15 protein-coding genes are annotated in these 14,814 nt (G+C 65.0%); 8 read left to right on the top strand and 7 right to left on the bottom strand.

Annotation, left to right across the window (positions count from 1 at the left end):
* Positions 1 to 14 precede the first annotated feature (14 nt).
* From recF to mutM, 5 genes are all read right to left on the bottom strand, one after another.
* Entirely contained in the window at positions 15 to 1,127 is a 1,113-nt protein-coding gene (gene recF / locus ASD80_RS07225) for a DNA replication/repair protein RecF (RefSeq protein ID WP_056230801.1), read from the bottom strand.
* A 172-nt stretch (positions 1,128 to 1,299) separates the two neighbouring features.
* A complete protein-coding gene (gene dnaN / locus ASD80_RS07230; protein ID WP_056230802.1) occupies positions 1,300 to 2,421 on the bottom strand; it encodes a DNA polymerase III subunit beta in 1,122 nt (373 codons plus the stop codon).
* 260 nt (positions 2,422 to 2,681) lie between these two features.
* Complete coding sequence (gene dnaA / locus ASD80_RS07235) at positions 2,682 to 4,136, bottom strand: chromosomal replication initiator protein DnaA (RefSeq protein WP_056230804.1); 1,455 nt, start codon at positions 4,134 to 4,136, stop codon at positions 2,682 to 2,684.
* Positions 4,137 to 5,052: 916 nt separating this feature from the next.
* The gene (gene rpsT / locus ASD80_RS07240; protein ID WP_056230805.1) at positions 5,053 to 5,319 is read right to left on the bottom strand and encodes a 30S ribosomal protein S20; all 267 of its coding nucleotides are present in this window, start codon (positions 5,317 to 5,319) and stop codon (positions 5,053 to 5,055) included.
* A gap of 195 nt (positions 5,320 to 5,514) precedes the next feature.
* Positions 5,515 to 6,402 (bottom strand): bifunctional DNA-formamidopyrimidine glycosylase/DNA-(apurinic or apyrimidinic site) lyase, encoded by an 888-nt coding sequence (gene mutM, locus ASD80_RS07245; protein ID WP_056230807.1) that lies wholly within the window; start codon positions 6,400 to 6,402, stop codon positions 5,515 to 5,517.
* A gap of 75 nt (positions 6,403 to 6,477) precedes the next feature.
* Between mutM and ubiE the strand changes: the two genes are divergently transcribed.
* The 6 genes from ubiE (at position 6,478) to ASD80_RS07275 (ending at position 11,247) form a co-directional block, all read left to right on the top strand.
* Positions 6,478 to 7,260: a bifunctional demethylmenaquinone methyltransferase/2-methoxy-6-polyprenyl-1,4-benzoquinol methylase UbiE gene (ubiE, locus tag ASD80_RS07250; protein ID WP_413813366.1), complete on the top strand. Its 783-nt coding sequence runs from the start codon at positions 6,478 to 6,480 to the stop codon at positions 7,258 to 7,260.
* 71 nt (positions 7,261 to 7,331) lie between these two features.
* Positions 7,332 to 7,748 carry an endonuclease domain-containing protein gene (locus tag ASD80_RS07255; RefSeq protein WP_056230809.1) on the top strand — a complete coding sequence of 139 codons (417 nt, stop codon included), beginning with the start codon at positions 7,332 to 7,334 and terminating at the stop codon, positions 7,746 to 7,748.
* Positions 7,745 to 9,301, top strand: coding sequence for a 2-polyprenylphenol 6-hydroxylase (gene ubiB, locus ASD80_RS07260; protein ID WP_056230811.1), 1,557 nt, complete (start codon positions 7,745 to 7,747; stop codon positions 9,299 to 9,301). Before ASD80_RS07255 ends, ubiB begins: the two co-directional genes overlap by 4 nt.
* Positions 9,302 to 9,382: 81 nt before the next feature.
* The gene (dut, locus tag ASD80_RS07265; protein ID WP_056230813.1) at positions 9,383 to 9,841 is read left to right on the top strand and encodes a dUTP diphosphatase; all 459 of its coding nucleotides are present in this window, start codon (positions 9,383 to 9,385) and stop codon (positions 9,839 to 9,841) included.
* The gene (locus ASD80_RS07270; RefSeq protein WP_162247332.1) at positions 9,822 to 10,541 is read left to right on the top strand and encodes a DUF2259 domain-containing protein; all 720 of its coding nucleotides are present in this window, start codon (positions 9,822 to 9,824) and stop codon (positions 10,539 to 10,541) included. Before dut ends, ASD80_RS07270 begins: the two co-directional genes overlap by 20 nt.
* A complete protein-coding gene (locus ASD80_RS07275; protein ID WP_056230816.1) occupies positions 10,531 to 11,247 on the top strand; it encodes a HesA/MoeB/ThiF family protein in 717 nt (238 codons plus the stop codon). The genes ASD80_RS07270 and ASD80_RS07275 overlap by 11 nt, the downstream gene beginning before the upstream one ends.
* A gap of 134 nt (positions 11,248 to 11,381) precedes the next feature.
* On the opposite strand, the gene fabB is transcribed toward ASD80_RS07275, so the two are convergent.
* Both fabB and fabA read right to left on the bottom strand, forming a co-directional pair.
* On the bottom strand, positions 11,382 to 12,608 hold the full coding sequence (gene fabB / locus ASD80_RS07280; RefSeq protein ID WP_056230818.1) for a beta-ketoacyl-ACP synthase I: 1,227 nt from the start codon (positions 12,606 to 12,608) through the stop codon (positions 11,382 to 11,384).
* A gap of 87 nt (positions 12,609 to 12,695) precedes the next feature.
* Complete coding sequence (gene fabA, locus ASD80_RS07285) at positions 12,696 to 13,226, bottom strand: 3-hydroxyacyl-[acyl-carrier-protein] dehydratase FabA (protein WP_056230819.1); 531 nt, start codon at positions 13,224 to 13,226, stop codon at positions 12,696 to 12,698.
* Between the two features lie 214 nt (positions 13,227 to 13,440).
* On the opposite strand from fabA, the gene irrA reads away from it, so the two are divergent.
* Together irrA and ASD80_RS07295 are read left to right on the top strand one after the other, a co-directional pair.
* A complete protein-coding gene (gene irrA / locus ASD80_RS07290) occupies positions 13,441 to 13,857 on the top strand; it encodes an iron response transcriptional regulator IrrA (RefSeq protein WP_056231338.1) in 417 nt (138 codons plus the stop codon).
* A gap of 118 nt (positions 13,858 to 13,975) precedes the next feature.
* Complete coding sequence (locus ASD80_RS07295) at positions 13,976 to 14,812, top strand: arylamine N-acetyltransferase family protein (RefSeq protein ID WP_056230821.1); 837 nt, start codon at positions 13,976 to 13,978, stop codon at positions 14,810 to 14,812.
* Positions 14,813 to 14,814 lie beyond the last annotated feature (2 nt).

The raw sequence follows: 14,814 nt of genomic DNA on the forward strand, positions 1-14,814 counted from the left end.
CGGGGGATTGCGGGTTACCCCTTCGACACCCGCCCATCGCGCACTGTCACCATCTGCGCGCGGCCACCCAGAGCCTCGAACAGCAGCCGGTCGGTGCCGGTCAAAAAGCATTGCGTCCCCAGCCCGTCGAGCGCCGAAAACAGCGCCCGGCGACGGTCGGGATCGAGATGGGCGGCGATTTCGTCGAGCAGCAGGAAGGGCGTGATGGCGGTCCTGAGCTTCACCAGCCGCGCATGCGCCAGGATCAGCCCGATGAGCAGCGCCTTCTGTTCCCCGGTCGAGCCCAGGGCGGCCGGCATGGCCTTCTGGGCATAGGTCACTTCGAGGTCCACTCTGTGTGGTCCTGATATGGTGCGTCCGGCCGCCCGATCAACCCCGCGCGCGGCCCGCCACAGGGCGATCAGCGCGGCTTCGAGCGCCGCTGACGAGGCCGGCTCGGCGCCGTCCCCCAAGAGCGGCGTCAGCGCCAGATGGGCGGCTGGAAAACTCTCGTCATCAAGACTCTGCTCGATCAGCGCCTGCAGATGCGCCAGGCTGTCCTTGCGCGCCAGATGGATCGAGGCGCCCAGCTCGGCCATCTGGCTTTCAATGGCGTCGAGCCAGGCCGGATCGCCATTGTCCTCCAGAAGCCGATTCCGCTGCCGCATGGCCTTGTCGTAGTCGCCGACCGATGCCGAATGGGATGGGATCAGCGTCGTTACCAGCCGGTCGAGGAAGCGCCGCCGGTCGCCGGCCGGGCCCGAGAACAGCCCATCCATGGAAGGGGTCAGCCACAGCACGCGCAGATAGTCGCTCATCGCCTCGATGGAGCGCGCATTGGCGCCATTGATCCGCACCCGCCGCCCGCCATCCGGTGTTGCCCCGGTGCCGATATCGGCAGGCCCGTCATCGGTTTCCACCGTCGCCGCCACCGCCCAGCCGATATCGCTGCCATGGGCCTGCAGGGTCTCGAAGCTCGCCCCGCGCAGGCCGCGACCGGGCGACAGCACGGAGATGGCTTCAAGCAGGTTGGTCTTGCCGGCGCCGTTGGGCCCGGTGAGCACGACATGGCGGGAATCGAGGTCAAGCGCCGCCGCGGCATAATTGCGGAAAGCGGTGAGGCGGATGCGGGAGAGGTGGCGGGTCATGCAAGCACAGCGCCTTTGAAAGGCCCCCTCACCCGCCGCTTCGCGGCGACCTCTCCCCCCAGGGAGAGGTGAAGGCGGGCTCCCGTCGCGCAGCGACGCCTCTCCCTCTGGGGGAGAGGTCGGCCCGCAGGGCCGGGTGAGGGGGCCTTCACTTGGAAAAAGAAGCCGCCGATCAAACCCGCATCGGCATCAGCACATAGAGCGCCCGCGTTTCGCCATCGTCGCGCACCAGCGTCGGCGAGCCGGCATCGTTGAACATGAAGACGGCGTTATCGCTGCGGATCTGGCCGATAATGTCGAGCAGGTAGCGGGCGTTGAAGCCGATCTCGAAGCCGTCCGTATCGAAATCCACCGCCAGTTCCTCGCTGGCCGTGCCATGATCCGGATTGGTCACCGACAGTTCGAGCAGGCCGTTGCTGGCCTGGAGCTTCACCGCCTTGCCGCCGCGATCCGAAGCGATGGTCGAGACGCGGTCGACCGCGGTGGCGAAGCTCGCCCGGTCGACATTCATCTGCTTGTCGTTGTTCTTGGGCGTCACCCGGTCGTAATCGGGGAAGGTGCCCTCGATGAGCTTGCTGAGCAAAACCACCGAGCCCACGGTAAAGCGGATCTTGGTGTCGCTGACTTCCACCGCAACGTCGCCTTCGGCGCCATCGAGCAGCTTCTGGACTTCGCCCACGGTCTTCTTGGGTACGATGATGCCGGGCATGCCCTTGGCGCCGGCGGGCGCCTCGATCTCGGCGCGGGCCATGCGGTGGCCGTCGGTGGCCACGGCGCGCAGAACCGTGCCGGCATTGCTCACGTCGACAGTGTGGAAATAGATGCCGTTGAGATAGTAGCGCGTTTCTTCATTGGAGATGGCGAACTGGGTCCGCTCGATCAATTCGCGCAGGGCCGAGGCCGGCAGGGTGAAGTCATGGCCGAAGCTGCCGGATTTGAGATCGGGGAAGCTGTCGGGGCTCAAACAGGCCAGGTTGAAGCGCGAGCGGCCGGAGGTGAGCACCATGTTCTCACCGCCATCGGTTTCCAGCCGCACTTCGGCGCCATCGCTGAGCTTGCGCACGATTTCGTAGAGCGTATGGGCCGGAACCGTGGTGGTGCCCGCCGTGGACACCATGGCCGGCACGCTTTCGGTCACCTCGATATCGAGGTCGGTGGCCCGGAGTTCGACCTTGTCGTCGCTGGCCTTGAACAGCACGTTGGCCAGGATGGGGTAGGTATTGCGCCGCTCCACCACCCGATGCACATGGCCCAGCGACTTGAGCAGATGATTGCGTTCGAGCGTGACTTTCATTCGGCTATATCCCTGGCACTGCGCGGCTGCGTCTGGGGCAACGAAAAAACCCCGGCTGACCGGGGTTGGACATTTGCAATTTGTGAATGGATTAGCAAGGGCAGGTGGCGGGGATTTCCCATGTTCTGCTTCCCCGACCTCGTGGTTCGAGGCTCGTGAAGAACTCGCACCTCACCATGAGGTCTCCGAGGGCGCAGCGCTCCCAGTAGCCTCATGGTGAGGCGGGAGCGCAGCGACCCTCGAACCACGAGGCGTGACGCCTACTCCTCCAGCATGCGCTTGAGCAGTTCGATTTCCTGGGCCAGTTCCACGTCGTCCTTGATCATCTGCTCGACCTTGCGGACCGAGTGGAGGACCGTCGTGTGGTCACGGCCGCCGAAGCGCCGGCCGATTTCGGGCAGCGAGCGGCTGGTCAGCGCCTTGGCGAGGAACATGGCGATCTGGCGCGGGCGCACCACGTCGCGCGAGCGGCGGGCCGACAGCAATTCGTTGCGCGGCACCTTGTAGTGGCGCGAGACGATCTTGAGGATGTCCTCGATGCGGACGCGGCGGGCTTCGCGCGAGCGGATCAGGTCGCCCAGGGTCTTTTCGGCCAGCGGCACGGTGATGAGTTCGCCGGTGAGCTGATTGGCGGCCACCAGCCGGTTGACGGCGCCATCGAGGTCGCGGCCATGGCTCACCACGGCGCGGGCGACATAGTCGATCACCGGCGCCGGGAAATGCATGCCATAGCGGGCGGCCGACTGCTCGGCGCGGCGCTGCACGATGGCCTTGCGCAGGTCGAGGTCGAAGCCGGAAATCGGCACGACGAGACCGCCGGAGAGGCGCGACCGAATCCGCTCGTCCAGCATTTCGAGATCGCGCGGCGGCGCGTCACCGGCCACCACGACCTGCTTGGCGCCGGTCAGCAGCGTGCCCAGCGTATGGCCGAATTCGGTGGCCGACTTGCCCTGCAGGAACTGCATGTCGTCGATCAGCAGCAGGTCGACCCGGCGCAGCCAGTCCTTGAAGCCGAGCGCCGACTGGCGCTGCACGGCGGCAATGAAATGGTACATGAAGTGGTCGGCCGTCAGGTAGACGATGTTCTTGGCCGGATCGGCCTGCTGCACCTGGTGGGCGATGGCGTTGAGCAAATGCGATTTGCCCAGGCCGACGGTGGAATGGATATAGACCGGGTTGAAGCTCACCGTATTGTTGGTGACGGCCTGGGCGATCTGCTTGGCGACGCCAAGGGCCATTTCGTTGGCCGAGCCGGGTACGAAGCTGTCGAAGGTCATGCGCGGGTCGATGGCGCTGCCGGCCAGGGCGTCGCCCTTGGCGGCGGAATTGTCGCGCACCAGGCGCGGCTGGTGTACCGGAGCCGGGGCGGCGGTCACCGAGGGGGCGGCGGCTTGGCTGGGCGAGGCAGGTTCGGCCTGGGGCTGGGCCAGGCGGGGGCGGGCCTGGCCGTTGACGCGCAGGGTGACCTGAATGCGGGCCACCTCTTCGGCATCCTGCCGGAAGGCTTCCAGGATACGGTCGGCATAGTTGGACTGGACCCAGGAGCAAAGGAACCGCGTCGGCGCCGACAGATGCACCACGTCCTCGACCATTTCCTCGAGCTCGAGGCGGGCGAACCAGGAGGTAAACACATCCTCGCCGACGCCGGCCTTGAGACGGGCGCGCACCCGGTTCCAGAGTTCGCGCTGACCTTCGGAAGTGTCGGAGGTGGTCATGACAGGTTTTTCGCCTTGTGTGGTCGGAAGGGAGGAGGAGGGATTGGCCTGGACCCAATCATCTCTTCCCGCGGTTACCTGTCGCATCATCGTGAAGTGCCCCATTTCTGTTCGATCCGTCCGGCCCGCAAAGCGCGTACGGCTGTCTGCCCTGTTCGCCATGCCCCCCGGACTCTGCGGTCCATCGGCCACGGCTTCGCCACCACGCCCGATTGAGACGGGCGCATTTTTCTGTCCGGTGGAAAGCCACCGGCTTCAAACTCGTTCCTTGTCGTGAACCCGGCCTATCGGCCGAAGGCTTTACTGAAATCCGCCGATCCTGATCGGACCGGAAGCCAAACTCGCCGCCAACACAACCCTTACCGGAATGAAACGCCTACCGCATCGCTGCCGAGAAGCTGAAAACCAACGCCCCGAAAAATGACCCCACCAGTCGCTGCCGGACACTCGTTTCTGGTGTCCATTTTCGCGCTGGCCAGATTACTGTAGAGGGACGATTTTGGAGCTGCAACCGTGGAATCTGCAAAATGAGGGCTTGACTCCGAGGATGTCATTTTCGGTTGCCCGGCCCCGCCAAAGTCCCTCAAACCAAGGGCCTGTGACTCAACGCAGATTCCAAACCTTAGCCCTCATCACGCAGTAAAAATATTATTTCGGCGCTGGCCGGACTTTACCGTAAAACGCCGTCCGGCAATGGCCGAAAGAACCAGCGACAAGCCGCTAAGCGACTGAAAATCCTGATAAAACGTCCATTTCCCTCATTGGGGCCCCCTTGTCACCCGGCTGTCACGCCGATGACACAGAGCGGTCAATTCGGAAAATCCTTGCCCGTCTACCATACAAAGAAAAGGGCTCCCTGGGGAGCCCGAAATCCTTGGCCGGGGCCGCGCTGGAAAGATACCGCGGCAGAACCAGATCAGACGCTGAGCGCCTTGACCCGGTGGTTGAGGCGGCTGACCTTGCGGGCGGCCAGGTTGGCATGGACGATGCCCTTGGTCGCGGCGCGGTTGATCTCGGGTTCGGCAGCCTTGAGGGCTTCCATGGCGACCTTGTGATCGCCGGCCACGATGGCTTCCTCGACCTTGCGGATGAAGGTGCGCACGCGCGAACGACGCGACTTGTTGACCGCGGTGCGGGCTTCGATCTTGCGGGTAGCCTTCTTGGCTGACGGCGTATTGGCCATAACGGTCCTCTTGGCGTCCAACCGGCCGTTTGCACGCTTATCGCGCAGCAGTCGTCCGGCATGAAATGAAATCGGCGGCTTTCGACTGCCGCCAAGTTGGCCGGTCTATAGGGGAAAGGCGGGGGAGCGTCAACTGGATTCAGGGCTCCTTGCCTCGCCCCTCAGAGGAGAAGTCGGCGGCGAAGCCGACGGGTGCTAGACCGCCTGCTGGCACACCGGGCAGAAAAACGTCGAGCGACCCGATTGCACGATCCTTTGCACCACCCCGGTACAGAGCGGCGTCGGGCAGGGTTCGCCTTCGCGGTCATAGACGGCAAAGCGGTGCTGGAAATAGCCCGAGCCACCCTCGGCATTGCGGAAGTCCCGCAGCGTCGAGCCGCCCACCTCGATGGCTTCCACCAGCACCTGCCGCACCGCATGGGCCAGGTCGTCCAGCGCCGGCTTGGGCGCACCCTTGGCCGTCACCAGGGTCCCCGCCAATATTGTGGGCAGGATATGGGCGCGGTGCAGGGCCTCGGCCACATAGATATTGCCCAGCCCCGCCACCACGCGCTGGTCGAGCAGAGCGGCCTTGATCGGCGCCTTCTTGCCCTTGAAGGCCACGGCCATTTCGCCGGCATTGAAATCATTGCCCAGCGGCTCGGGCCCCAGATCCCTGAGATAAGGGCTGTCTGCCACATCATCGTAGAGATCGATGAAGCCGAAGCGGCGCGGATCGGCATAGATCAAATGGCTCCTGCCGTGTTCGGGATGGGAAATGTCCCACACCATATGGTCGTGTTTCGGCTCCGTCCCCGGCTCGTAATAGCGCGGCGGCTTGTCGATGCCGTGTTCGGCAAAACGCCACGAGCCGGTCATGCCCAGATGGCTCAGCACGGTCCTGCCGTTGGAGAGCTGGATCAGCAGATATTTGGCCCGCCGCCCCACCGAGACCACGGCTTGCCCTTCCAGCGCCTGGGCCAGCCCCGCGGGAAAAGCAAAGCGCAAATCCTTGCGGTTGAGCGTCACCTTGTCGATGGTCGCGCCCACCAGCCAGGGTTCGAGGCCACGGCGGACGGTTTCGACCTCGGGCAGTTCGGGCATTTCTTATCCTTTTACCTGTGCGGCTTTGTGCCATGGGCAATCTGGAAGGTCTTATATATGGTGCGCGCCATTCAAATTGTATCGAGCAACGCCATGACTGACGCGACAGAAACCACCCATTTCGGCGAACAGACCGTGGCCATGGACGACAAGCAGGGCCTGGTCAACAAGGTCTTCCACGACGTGGCGGATCGCTACGACCTGATGAACGACCTGATGAGCGCCGGCATCCACCGCATCTGGAAGGATGGCCTGGTCAACGAGCTGGCCCCGCCCAGGACCGGCGCGCGGCCATACCGGGTGCTCGACATGGCCGGCGGCACCGGCGATATCGCCGAGCGCATCATCAATGCTTCGGTCGGCTATGCCGAAGTGGTGGTTTCCGACATCAATGCCGACATGCTGCGCGTCGGCGCCGAGCGGGCAAAGACCTGGCGCTACCCGGCGCAGGCCGGTTTCGTCGAGGCCAATGCCGAGGAACTGCCCTTCGAGGACAACAGTTTCGACGCCTATACGATCGCCTTCGGCATTCGCAACGTGCCGCGCATCCAGAAAGCGCTGAACGAGGCCCATCGCGTGCTGAAACGCGGCGGCCGCATCCTCGTGCTCGAATTTTCCCAGGTCGACGTGCCCGGCTTCGACGCGGTCTACAAGCTCTATTCCGACCGCGTCATCCCGCCCATGGGCAGGCTGGTGACCGGCGATGCCCAGCCCTACCAGTATTTCGTGGAATCGATCCGCAAATTCCCCAACCCGCAGGCCTTTTCGGCCATGCTGACCACGGCGGGCTTCAAGCGGGTGAAGCACACTTCCTTCACCGGCAACATCGCCACGCTGTTTTCGGGGTGGAAGATTTGATGGGGCGGAGCCCGTCCTTACCTCTCCCTTTGGGGGAGAGGTCGCCGCGCAGCGGCGGGTGAGGGGGCCTTATGAGCGTCCTCAAGACGAAATTTGCGGCCAGAAGCGCCAGGACTTTGCGCCAGAACTCCACCGACGCCGAGCGCAAGCTGTGGTCGGTGCAGCGGGATCGCCAATTGCTCGGATTCAAGTTCGTCCGCCAGCAGGCGGTGGGGCCCTATATCGCGGACTTCGCCTGCCGCGAGGCAGACCTGATCGTCGAGCTCGATGGCGGCCAGCATGCCGGGTCCAACAGGGACGAGCAACGGACCGGGGCCCTCGCCCAACACGGCCATCAGGTCATCCGCTTCTGGAACAACGATGTCCTGACCAATGTCGAAGGCGCGCTCCTGCTGATTGCCGAACACTTGAACAAGGCCCCCTCACCCGGCCTTCGCTTTGCGAAGTCCGACCTCTCCCCCAAAGGGAGAGGTAAGGAAGAAAAATGATCCTCTCCGCCTATTTCCGCCTGTTCCGGGCCGGCTATGTCCTGGCCCGTGAAGGTGCTCTTTCCATTCCCGGCGAATTGCCCCCCGCTTTGGCGCCCCTGCGCGTCGGCATCTGGCTGGGTCGGCTGGTGGAACGACCCAGCGTGCGCAGGACCGGCCATGTGGAACGCCTCAACAAGGCGCTCAACCGCCTCGGCCCGACCTATGTCAAGTTCGGCCAGACGCTGGCGACCCGCCCCGATGTGGTCGGCCCGCAGATCGCCAATGATCTCAGTGGCCTGCAGGACAAGATGGAGCCGTTCGACCCGGCTTTGGTCCCCGCCATCCTGACCGCCGCGCTCGGCGACAAGGCCGGTGAACTCACCGAGCTGTCCCCACCTGTCGCCGCCGCCTCCATCGCCCAGGTCCACAAGGCCCGGCTGAAACCTGCCGATGGCCTGCCGAAAACCGTTGCCGTGAAAATCCTCCGCCCCGGTGTCGAAGCCCGGTTCATGGCCGATATCGAGAGCTTCTATGCCGCGGCGCGCCTCGCCGAAGGCTGGGTGAAATCCACCCGCCGGCTGCGCCCCACCGAGGTCGTCGAAACCCTCGACCGCTCGGCCCGGCTCGAACTCGACCTGCGGCTCGAAGCCGCCGCCATTTCCGAAATGGTCGAGAATATCAAGGACGATACCGGCTTCGTCATCCCCACCGTGAGCTGGGACCATGTCGCCCAGAACGTGCTGACCACGAGTTGGGTCGAGGGCATCCCCATTCGCGAGCATGCGGCGCTCGATGCGGCCGGGATCGACCGCAAGGCGCTGGCCGCCAAGCTGCTGCAGGGCTTCCTGCGCCATGCCATCCGCGACGGCTTCTTCCATGCCGACATGCACCCGGGCAATCTCTTCGCCGATCCGAAGACCGGCGACGTCATCGCCGTCGATTTCGGCATTATGGGCCGCATCAACCGCAAGGAACGGCGCTTCCTCGCCGATATCCTCTACGGCTTCATCACCCGCAATTATCGCCTGGTGGCCGAGCGGCATTTCGATATCGGCTATGTGCCCAAGGACCAGTCGGTCGATGACTTTGCCCTGGCCATCCGCTCCATCGGCGAGCCGCTGCATGGCCGCACGGCTTCCGACATTTCCATGGCCAAGGTGCTGGGCCAGCTCTTTGCCATCACCGATCTCTTTTCCATGCAGACCCGTCCCGAGCTGGTGCTGCTGCAAAAGTCCATGGTGCTGGTGGAAGGCGTCGCCCGCGCGCTCGATCCCGATCTCGATATCTGGACCGTGGCCGAGCCGGTGGTCGGCGACTGGCTGCGCAAGGAAGCCGGGCCCCTGGGCCGCATCGAAGACCTCAAGGAGCATTTCAAGGTCATCGCAGAAGCCGCCGGCCGCCTGCCGGTCATTGCCGCGCAGGCCGAACTGGCTTTGGCCGACTACCATGCCGGCAAGCTGACGCCGCGCCGCGACGGCCTGCTGCGCTGGGCCCTGCTGGGGCTGATCGGGGTGACCGGGCTGGCCATGCTGGCTTTGCTCTATCGGCTGGTTACCATGCCGTCGTGGTAAGCCGCTTGCCGATTCAAGGACTTAACCCTAGATTGCCCGCCGCAATATTTAAATCCGTGCAGCGGTGGAGCGTCGCTACCGATGAACGATCCTGTTTCGATCGACCTGGTCTGGCTCGCCCATGGCCAAGGCCTGCCGTTGCCGCGCCAGCAGACGCCGGGTGCTGCCGGGCTCGACCTTGCCGCGGCGCTGGCGCCCGACCTGGTGGTGGAAATCGCCCCCGGCGCCGTGGCGATGATCCCCACCGGTCTCACAATCGCCCTGCCGCCCGGTTATGAAGCCCAGATTCGCCCCCGCTCGGGCCTCGCCGCCAGGCACGGCATCACCGTGCTCAATTCCCCCGGTACGGTCGATGCGGACTATCGCGGCGAGATCAAGGTGCTGCTGATCAACCACGGCACAGCGCCCTTTGCGGTGCGCCGGGGCGAGCGCATCGCGCAGATGGTGGTGGCGCCGGTCAGCCGGGTCATATTCGAGGAACGGGAGGCGCTCGATGCAACCGAACGCGGCGAGGGTGGGCATGGCTCGACGGGGCGCTAGTGTTTTCGCCATGCTGGCGCTGCTGGCCACCCCCGCTTTGGCCGGCGACCGGGCGCTGGTCGATATCATCGGCTATTCCGAGAGCGGGCAATATTTCGCCTTCGAGGAATTCGGCATCCAGGACGGCTCGGGCTTTGCCTATTCGAGCATCTATGTCGTCGATCTCAGCACCGATTCCTGGGTGGTCGGCACCCCGATCCGCGAGCAGGCCGATGACGAGGGCGTCACACTTGCCCAGATTCGGGCCGAGGCGCAGGTGCAGGCGGCTGCCGATATCGCGGGCTTCGGCATCGACGTGCCGGCCGAGTTCGCCGCCCTGATCGGCGACGGCGCGCCCGGCGCCGACGGACAGAGCCTGCGTTTCGGCGCGCCCGGCTACAATCCCGGCGACGTCACCGGCGACTATGAGTTGCGCCTGCGCAGCTTTCCCACCACGGCGGCCGCGCCCTGCGCCGATTGGTTCTCGGTCGAGCCGCTGGGCTACGAACTTATGATCGCCAATATGGGCAGCGCGCGGCTGATCCACCGCGATGGCGCCCTGCCCCGGTCGCGCGGCTGCCCGGTGACCTATCGTCTCTATGGCGTGGTATTGCCCTTCAGTGCCGGCTCGATCAGCGATGCGGTGGCGCTGGTCTCGGTCTATCCGGGGGGCTTCGAAGGCCCCGACCGGCGCTTCATCGCGGTGCCGCTTGGCCTCTGACCCGCTCTCACCCGAGGAAACCCGCCGCTACGCCCGGCACCTGGTGCTCAAGGGCATGGGCGGGGCGGGCCAGCAGGCGCTGAAGCAGGCTCGCGTGCTGGTCGTGGGTGCCGGCGGGCTCGGCAGCCCGGTCATCGCCTATCTCGCCGGCGCCGGCATCGGTACGCTGGGCATCGTGGACCACGACATGGTCTCGCTCAGCAATCTGCACCGCCAGGTGATCCACACCACCATCGGCGACAGCAAGGCCGAAAGCGCCGGGCGCTTCGCCCACGCGCTCAACCCGCATGTGGCCGTAGCGATCCACACCGACCGCCTCGACATCACCAATGCCACGGCCGTCCTCACCGGCTACCACCTGGTCATCGATGGCACCGACAATCTCGGCACCCGCCGCATCGTCGCCGCCACGTGCGAAGCCCTCGGTCTGCCGCTGGTCTCGGGCGCCGTCTCCATGTTCGACGGCCAGGTCACCGTCTTCGCCCCCAGCGGCCCGCGTTTTGCCGACCTCTACCCCGCCGAGGCCGACGACACTGACCTGCCCTCCTGCGAAGCCACAGGCATATTGGGCCCGCTCACCGGCGTCATCGGCACGCTGATGGCCATGGAAGCCATCAAGCTCATCGCCGGCATCGGCGAGCCGCTGGTGGGGAGAGTGCTGACTTATGACGGCAAGGGCGGGCGGTTTTCGGAGTTTTCGTATTGAAGTGCCACGCCCTCGTGGTTCGAGGGTCGCTGCGCTCCCGCCTCACCATGAGGGCTACTCCTGGCTCGGTGCTCCAGTAGCCCTCATGGTGAGGTGCGAGCTCTTCGCGAGCCTCGAACCACGAGGGCGTGCCCCTACGCATCCGGATGCTTGAACACCAGCGCCGCATTGGTCCCGCCGAAGCCGAACGAATTGCTCAGCACCACGCCCAAATCCACGTCATCCCGGCGCTGCCGCAGGATCGGCATGTCCTCGAAAGCCGGGTCCAGCACCTCGATATTGGCGCTTTCGGCGATGAAGCGGTGCTTCATCATCAGGATGGAATAGATCGATTCATGCACGCCCGTCGCGCCCTGGCTATGGCCGGTCAGCGACTTGGTGGCCGAGATGGGCGGGCATTTGTCCTCGTTGCCGAACAGGGCGCGGATGGCCTCGATCTCGCGCAGGTCGCCCACCGGGGTCGAGGTGGCATGCGGGTTGATGTAGTCGACCTTCTGTTTGACATTCTTCAGCGCCATGCGCATGCAGCGCTCGGCGCCCTCGCCCGAGGGCGCAACCATGTCGAGCCCGTCGGAGGTCGCGCCATAGCCGACCAGCTCGGCCCAGATTTTCGCACCGCGCGCCTTGGCATGCTCGTATTCTTCCAGCACCAGCACGCCGGCGCCGCCCGAAATGACGAAGCCGTCGCGCGCCGCGTCATAGCAGCGGCTGGCCTTTGCCGGGGTGGCGTTGAAGTCTGAACTCATGGCGCCCATGGCGTCGAACAGGTCGGACAGCGTCCAGTCCAGGTCCTCGTGGCCGCCGGCGAAGACGATGTCCTGCTTGCCCAGCATGATCTGTTCCATGGCATTGCCGATGCAATGCTTGGACGTCGCACAGGCGGCGGTGATGGTATAGTTGATGCCCTTGATGCCGAAGGGCGTCGCCAGCGTCGCCGAAGCCGTGGATCCCATGGCCTTGGGCACGGCCAGCGGCCCGATGCGCTTGGGGCTCATGTTCTTGCGGGTGATGTCGGCGGCCTCGACGATGGTGCGCGTGGAAGCGCCGCCCGAACCCATGACGATGCCCGTCATCGGGTTGGAAATGTCGCTCTCTTCCAGCCCGGCATCGGCAATGGCCTGCTGCATGGCCAGGTAGTTCCACGCGGCGCCCTTGCCCATGAAGCGGGTGACGCGGCGGTCGAGAATCTCGAACGGATCGAGGCCCGGATCGCCCTTGACCTGGCTGCGGAAACCCAGCTCGGCATAATCGGGGGCGGCGACAATACCCGGCTTGGCGGCGCGCAGGCTTGCGGTCACCTCGTCCAGCGAATTGCCGATCGAGGAAATGATACCCATGCCGGTTACGACAACTCGTCTCATCGTGTCCTCGCTCTGTCGTCTTGCTCGGGCGCCCTTGGGGCCGGCGCCTCATTATAGGGTTCGGATCGGCGCAGCTTTAAGGCCGTTTCAGGCGACCTGTTCGGCCTTCATCTGGGCATCGGTAAACAGGCCAACGCGCAGGTTGGCTGCTTCATAGATGACCTTTCCGTCGGCCTTGACCCAGCCATCGGCGATGCCCAGGGTCAAGCGACCCTTCATCACGCGCTTGAGGTCGATGCCATATTCGACCAGTTTGACGTCATTGGTCACCTGGCCGGTGAACTTGATCTCGCCGCCCAAGGCGCGGCCCTTGCCTGGCTGGCCGATCCAGCCGAGGAAAAAGCCGGTCATCTGCCAGACGGCGTCGAGCCCCAGGCAGCCGGGCATGACCGGGTCGCCGATGAAATGGCATTTGAAGAACCACAGGTCCGGATTGACATCGAGCTCGGCCCGCACCTGGCCTTTGCCATAGGCGCCGCCGGTCTCGTCGATCTGCGTGATGCGATCGAACATCAGCATCGGCGGCGCGGGCAGGCGCGCGTCGCCCTGTCCGGGCAATTCGCCGCGCCCATGGGCCAGCAGTTCTTCTTTCCCAAATGCGTGCTGCCGTTCGGCCATGCCTGAAACCCCGGTTAACCTTCAGTTTTGTCTCGTATAGACGCGCGGGAAGGGGGTCAAGTCGGCGGGTCTTGGCCATTGTGGGCAATGGCCGGGCCTGCGGTGCCCCAGCCGCTTGTGTGAATTTCCTGCCATAGTTATAAGGAAGCCAGCAATTCCGGCCCTTCCGACGTTCAAGGACCCAATGACCGATCGTACCCAGACCGCCCGTTCCATGCCTTCGCGCAAGCCCTGCCTGACCGCGGTCCTGCGCATGGCCGGTCTTCGCCCGACCCGTCAGCGCGTGGCGCTTGCCGAGCTGCTGTTCGGCGGTCCGCACCGCCATGTCAGCGCCGAGCAGCTGCATGGCGAGGCCGCCGATGCCCGCGTCAACGTCTCGCTGGCCACTATCTACAACACGCTGCACCAGTTCCACGAAGCCGGGCTCCTGCGCGAAGTGGCCGTCGACGCATCGCGCTCCTATTTCGATACCGATACGTCCGACCATCATCACTTCTACGTGGAAGACGAGCAGCGGATGATCGACATCCCCGCGTCCTCGGTCGAATTCGCCAGCCTGCCCGAAGCGCCCAAGGGCATGAAGGTCAGTCATGTCGACGTGGTCATCCGCGTGCGCCGGGCCCAGGCGTAGGGCGCCATCCCCGCCTGTCCAGCCCCTCTTGCGGGCTAAATCGCCATCCGTGCCGGTGACAGGGGCGGCCGCATCGACCATATTGCGGGCCGGACGTAACCAGCGGCAAGGGTGGCCAATGAGCCAAAAGGTCAATCTCAACGCCTATTTCGAGCGAATCGGCTTTGCCGGATCGATTGCCCCGACCTTGGCGACTCTCGAACTCATTCATGCCTTGCACCCGGCGGCGATCCCCTTTGAAAATCTCAATCCGCTGCTGGGCCTGCCGGTCAATCTCGACCTGCCGAGCCTTGAGAAAAAGCTGCTCGCCGACCGGCGTGGCGGCTATTGCTACGAGCATAACCTGCTGCTGATGGCGATGCTGGCCGATCTCGACTTCACCGTGCGGGGCCTGGCCGCGCGCGTGCTGTGGACCGATCCCACGGCCATCGACCGGCCGCCGACGCATATGCTGCTGGCCGTCGAAATCGGGGGCGCCACCTATATTGCCGATACCGGCTTTGGCGGGCTGACGCTGACCGCCCCGCTGCGGCTGAGGGCCGATAGCGAACAGGCCACGCCGCACGAGACCTTCCGCCTCACCGGCGGCGAGCCGGCCTGGACGCTCGAGGCCCGGATCGGGGCGGACTGGCGGCCGCTCTACAGTTTCGACACCACCGAACAAAGCCTCGATGACTACGCCGCGAGCAACCTCACGCTCTCGACCGACCCGGCTTCCCCGTTCACCCGCGAGCTGCGCGTGGCGCTGTCGCCCAGTGGCAGGCGGCTCGCCCTGCGCAACAACCGCTTCACCACCCATAGTGCCGGCGAGCCCTCCGAAAGCCGGCTGCTGACCAGCGTTGCCGAAATGCGCGAGGTGCTTTCTGGCCCCTTCGGCATCCAGTTGCCGCCAGCCGACCTGCTCGATCCCCGGCTCGAAGCCATCCTGGCCGAAGCCGGCGCGGCCGAGGTCTAGCC

The sequence above is a fragment of the Devosia sp. Root635 genome (assembly GCF_001427605.1).
Classification (GTDB): Bacteria; Pseudomonadota; Alphaproteobacteria; order Rhizobiales; family Devosiaceae; genus Devosia.

What these genes read in the sequence shown, in the direction of transcription:
- ASD80_RS07255 (WP_056230809.1), top strand. Translation starts at nt 7,332, where the DNA reads ATGAGCGTCCTCAAGACGAAATTTGCGGCCAGAAGCGCCAGGACTTTG.
- fabB (WP_056230818.1), bottom strand. Translation starts at nt 12,608, where the DNA reads ATGAGACGAGTTGTCGTAACCGGCATGGGTATCATTTCCTCGATCGGC.
- irrA (WP_056231338.1), top strand. Translation starts at nt 13,441, where the DNA reads ATGCCTTCGCGCAAGCCCTGCCTGACCGCGGTCCTGCGCATGGCCGGT.
- dnaN (WP_056230802.1), bottom strand. Translation starts at nt 2,421, where the DNA reads ATGAAAGTCACGCTCGAACGCAATCATCTGCTCAAGTCGCTGGGCCAT.
- dnaA (WP_056230804.1), bottom strand. Translation starts at nt 4,136, where the DNA reads ATGACCACCTCCGACACTTCCGAAGGTCAGCGCGAACTCTGGAACCGG.
- recF (WP_056230801.1), bottom strand. Translation starts at nt 1,127, where the DNA reads ATGACCCGCCACCTCTCCCGCATCCGCCTCACCGCTTTCCGCAATTAT.
- rpsT (WP_056230805.1), bottom strand. Translation starts at nt 5,319, where the DNA reads ATGGCCAATACGCCGTCAGCCAAGAAGGCTACCCGCAAGATCGAAGCC.
- fabA (WP_056230819.1), bottom strand. Translation starts at nt 13,226, where the DNA reads ATGGCCGAACGGCAGCACGCATTTGGGAAAGAAGAACTGCTGGCCCAT.
- ASD80_RS07295 (WP_056230821.1), top strand. Translation starts at nt 13,976, where the DNA reads ATGAGCCAAAAGGTCAATCTCAACGCCTATTTCGAGCGAATCGGCTTT.
- ASD80_RS07270 (WP_162247332.1), top strand. Translation starts at nt 9,822, where the DNA reads ATGGCTCGACGGGGCGCTAGTGTTTTCGCCATGCTGGCGCTGCTGGCC.
- mutM (WP_056230807.1), bottom strand. Translation starts at nt 6,402, where the DNA reads ATGCCCGAACTGCCCGAGGTCGAAACCGTCCGCCGTGGCCTCGAACCC.
- dut (WP_056230813.1), top strand. Translation starts at nt 9,383, where the DNA reads ATGAACGATCCTGTTTCGATCGACCTGGTCTGGCTCGCCCATGGCCAA.
- ubiB (WP_056230811.1), top strand. Translation starts at nt 7,745, where the DNA reads ATGATCCTCTCCGCCTATTTCCGCCTGTTCCGGGCCGGCTATGTCCTG.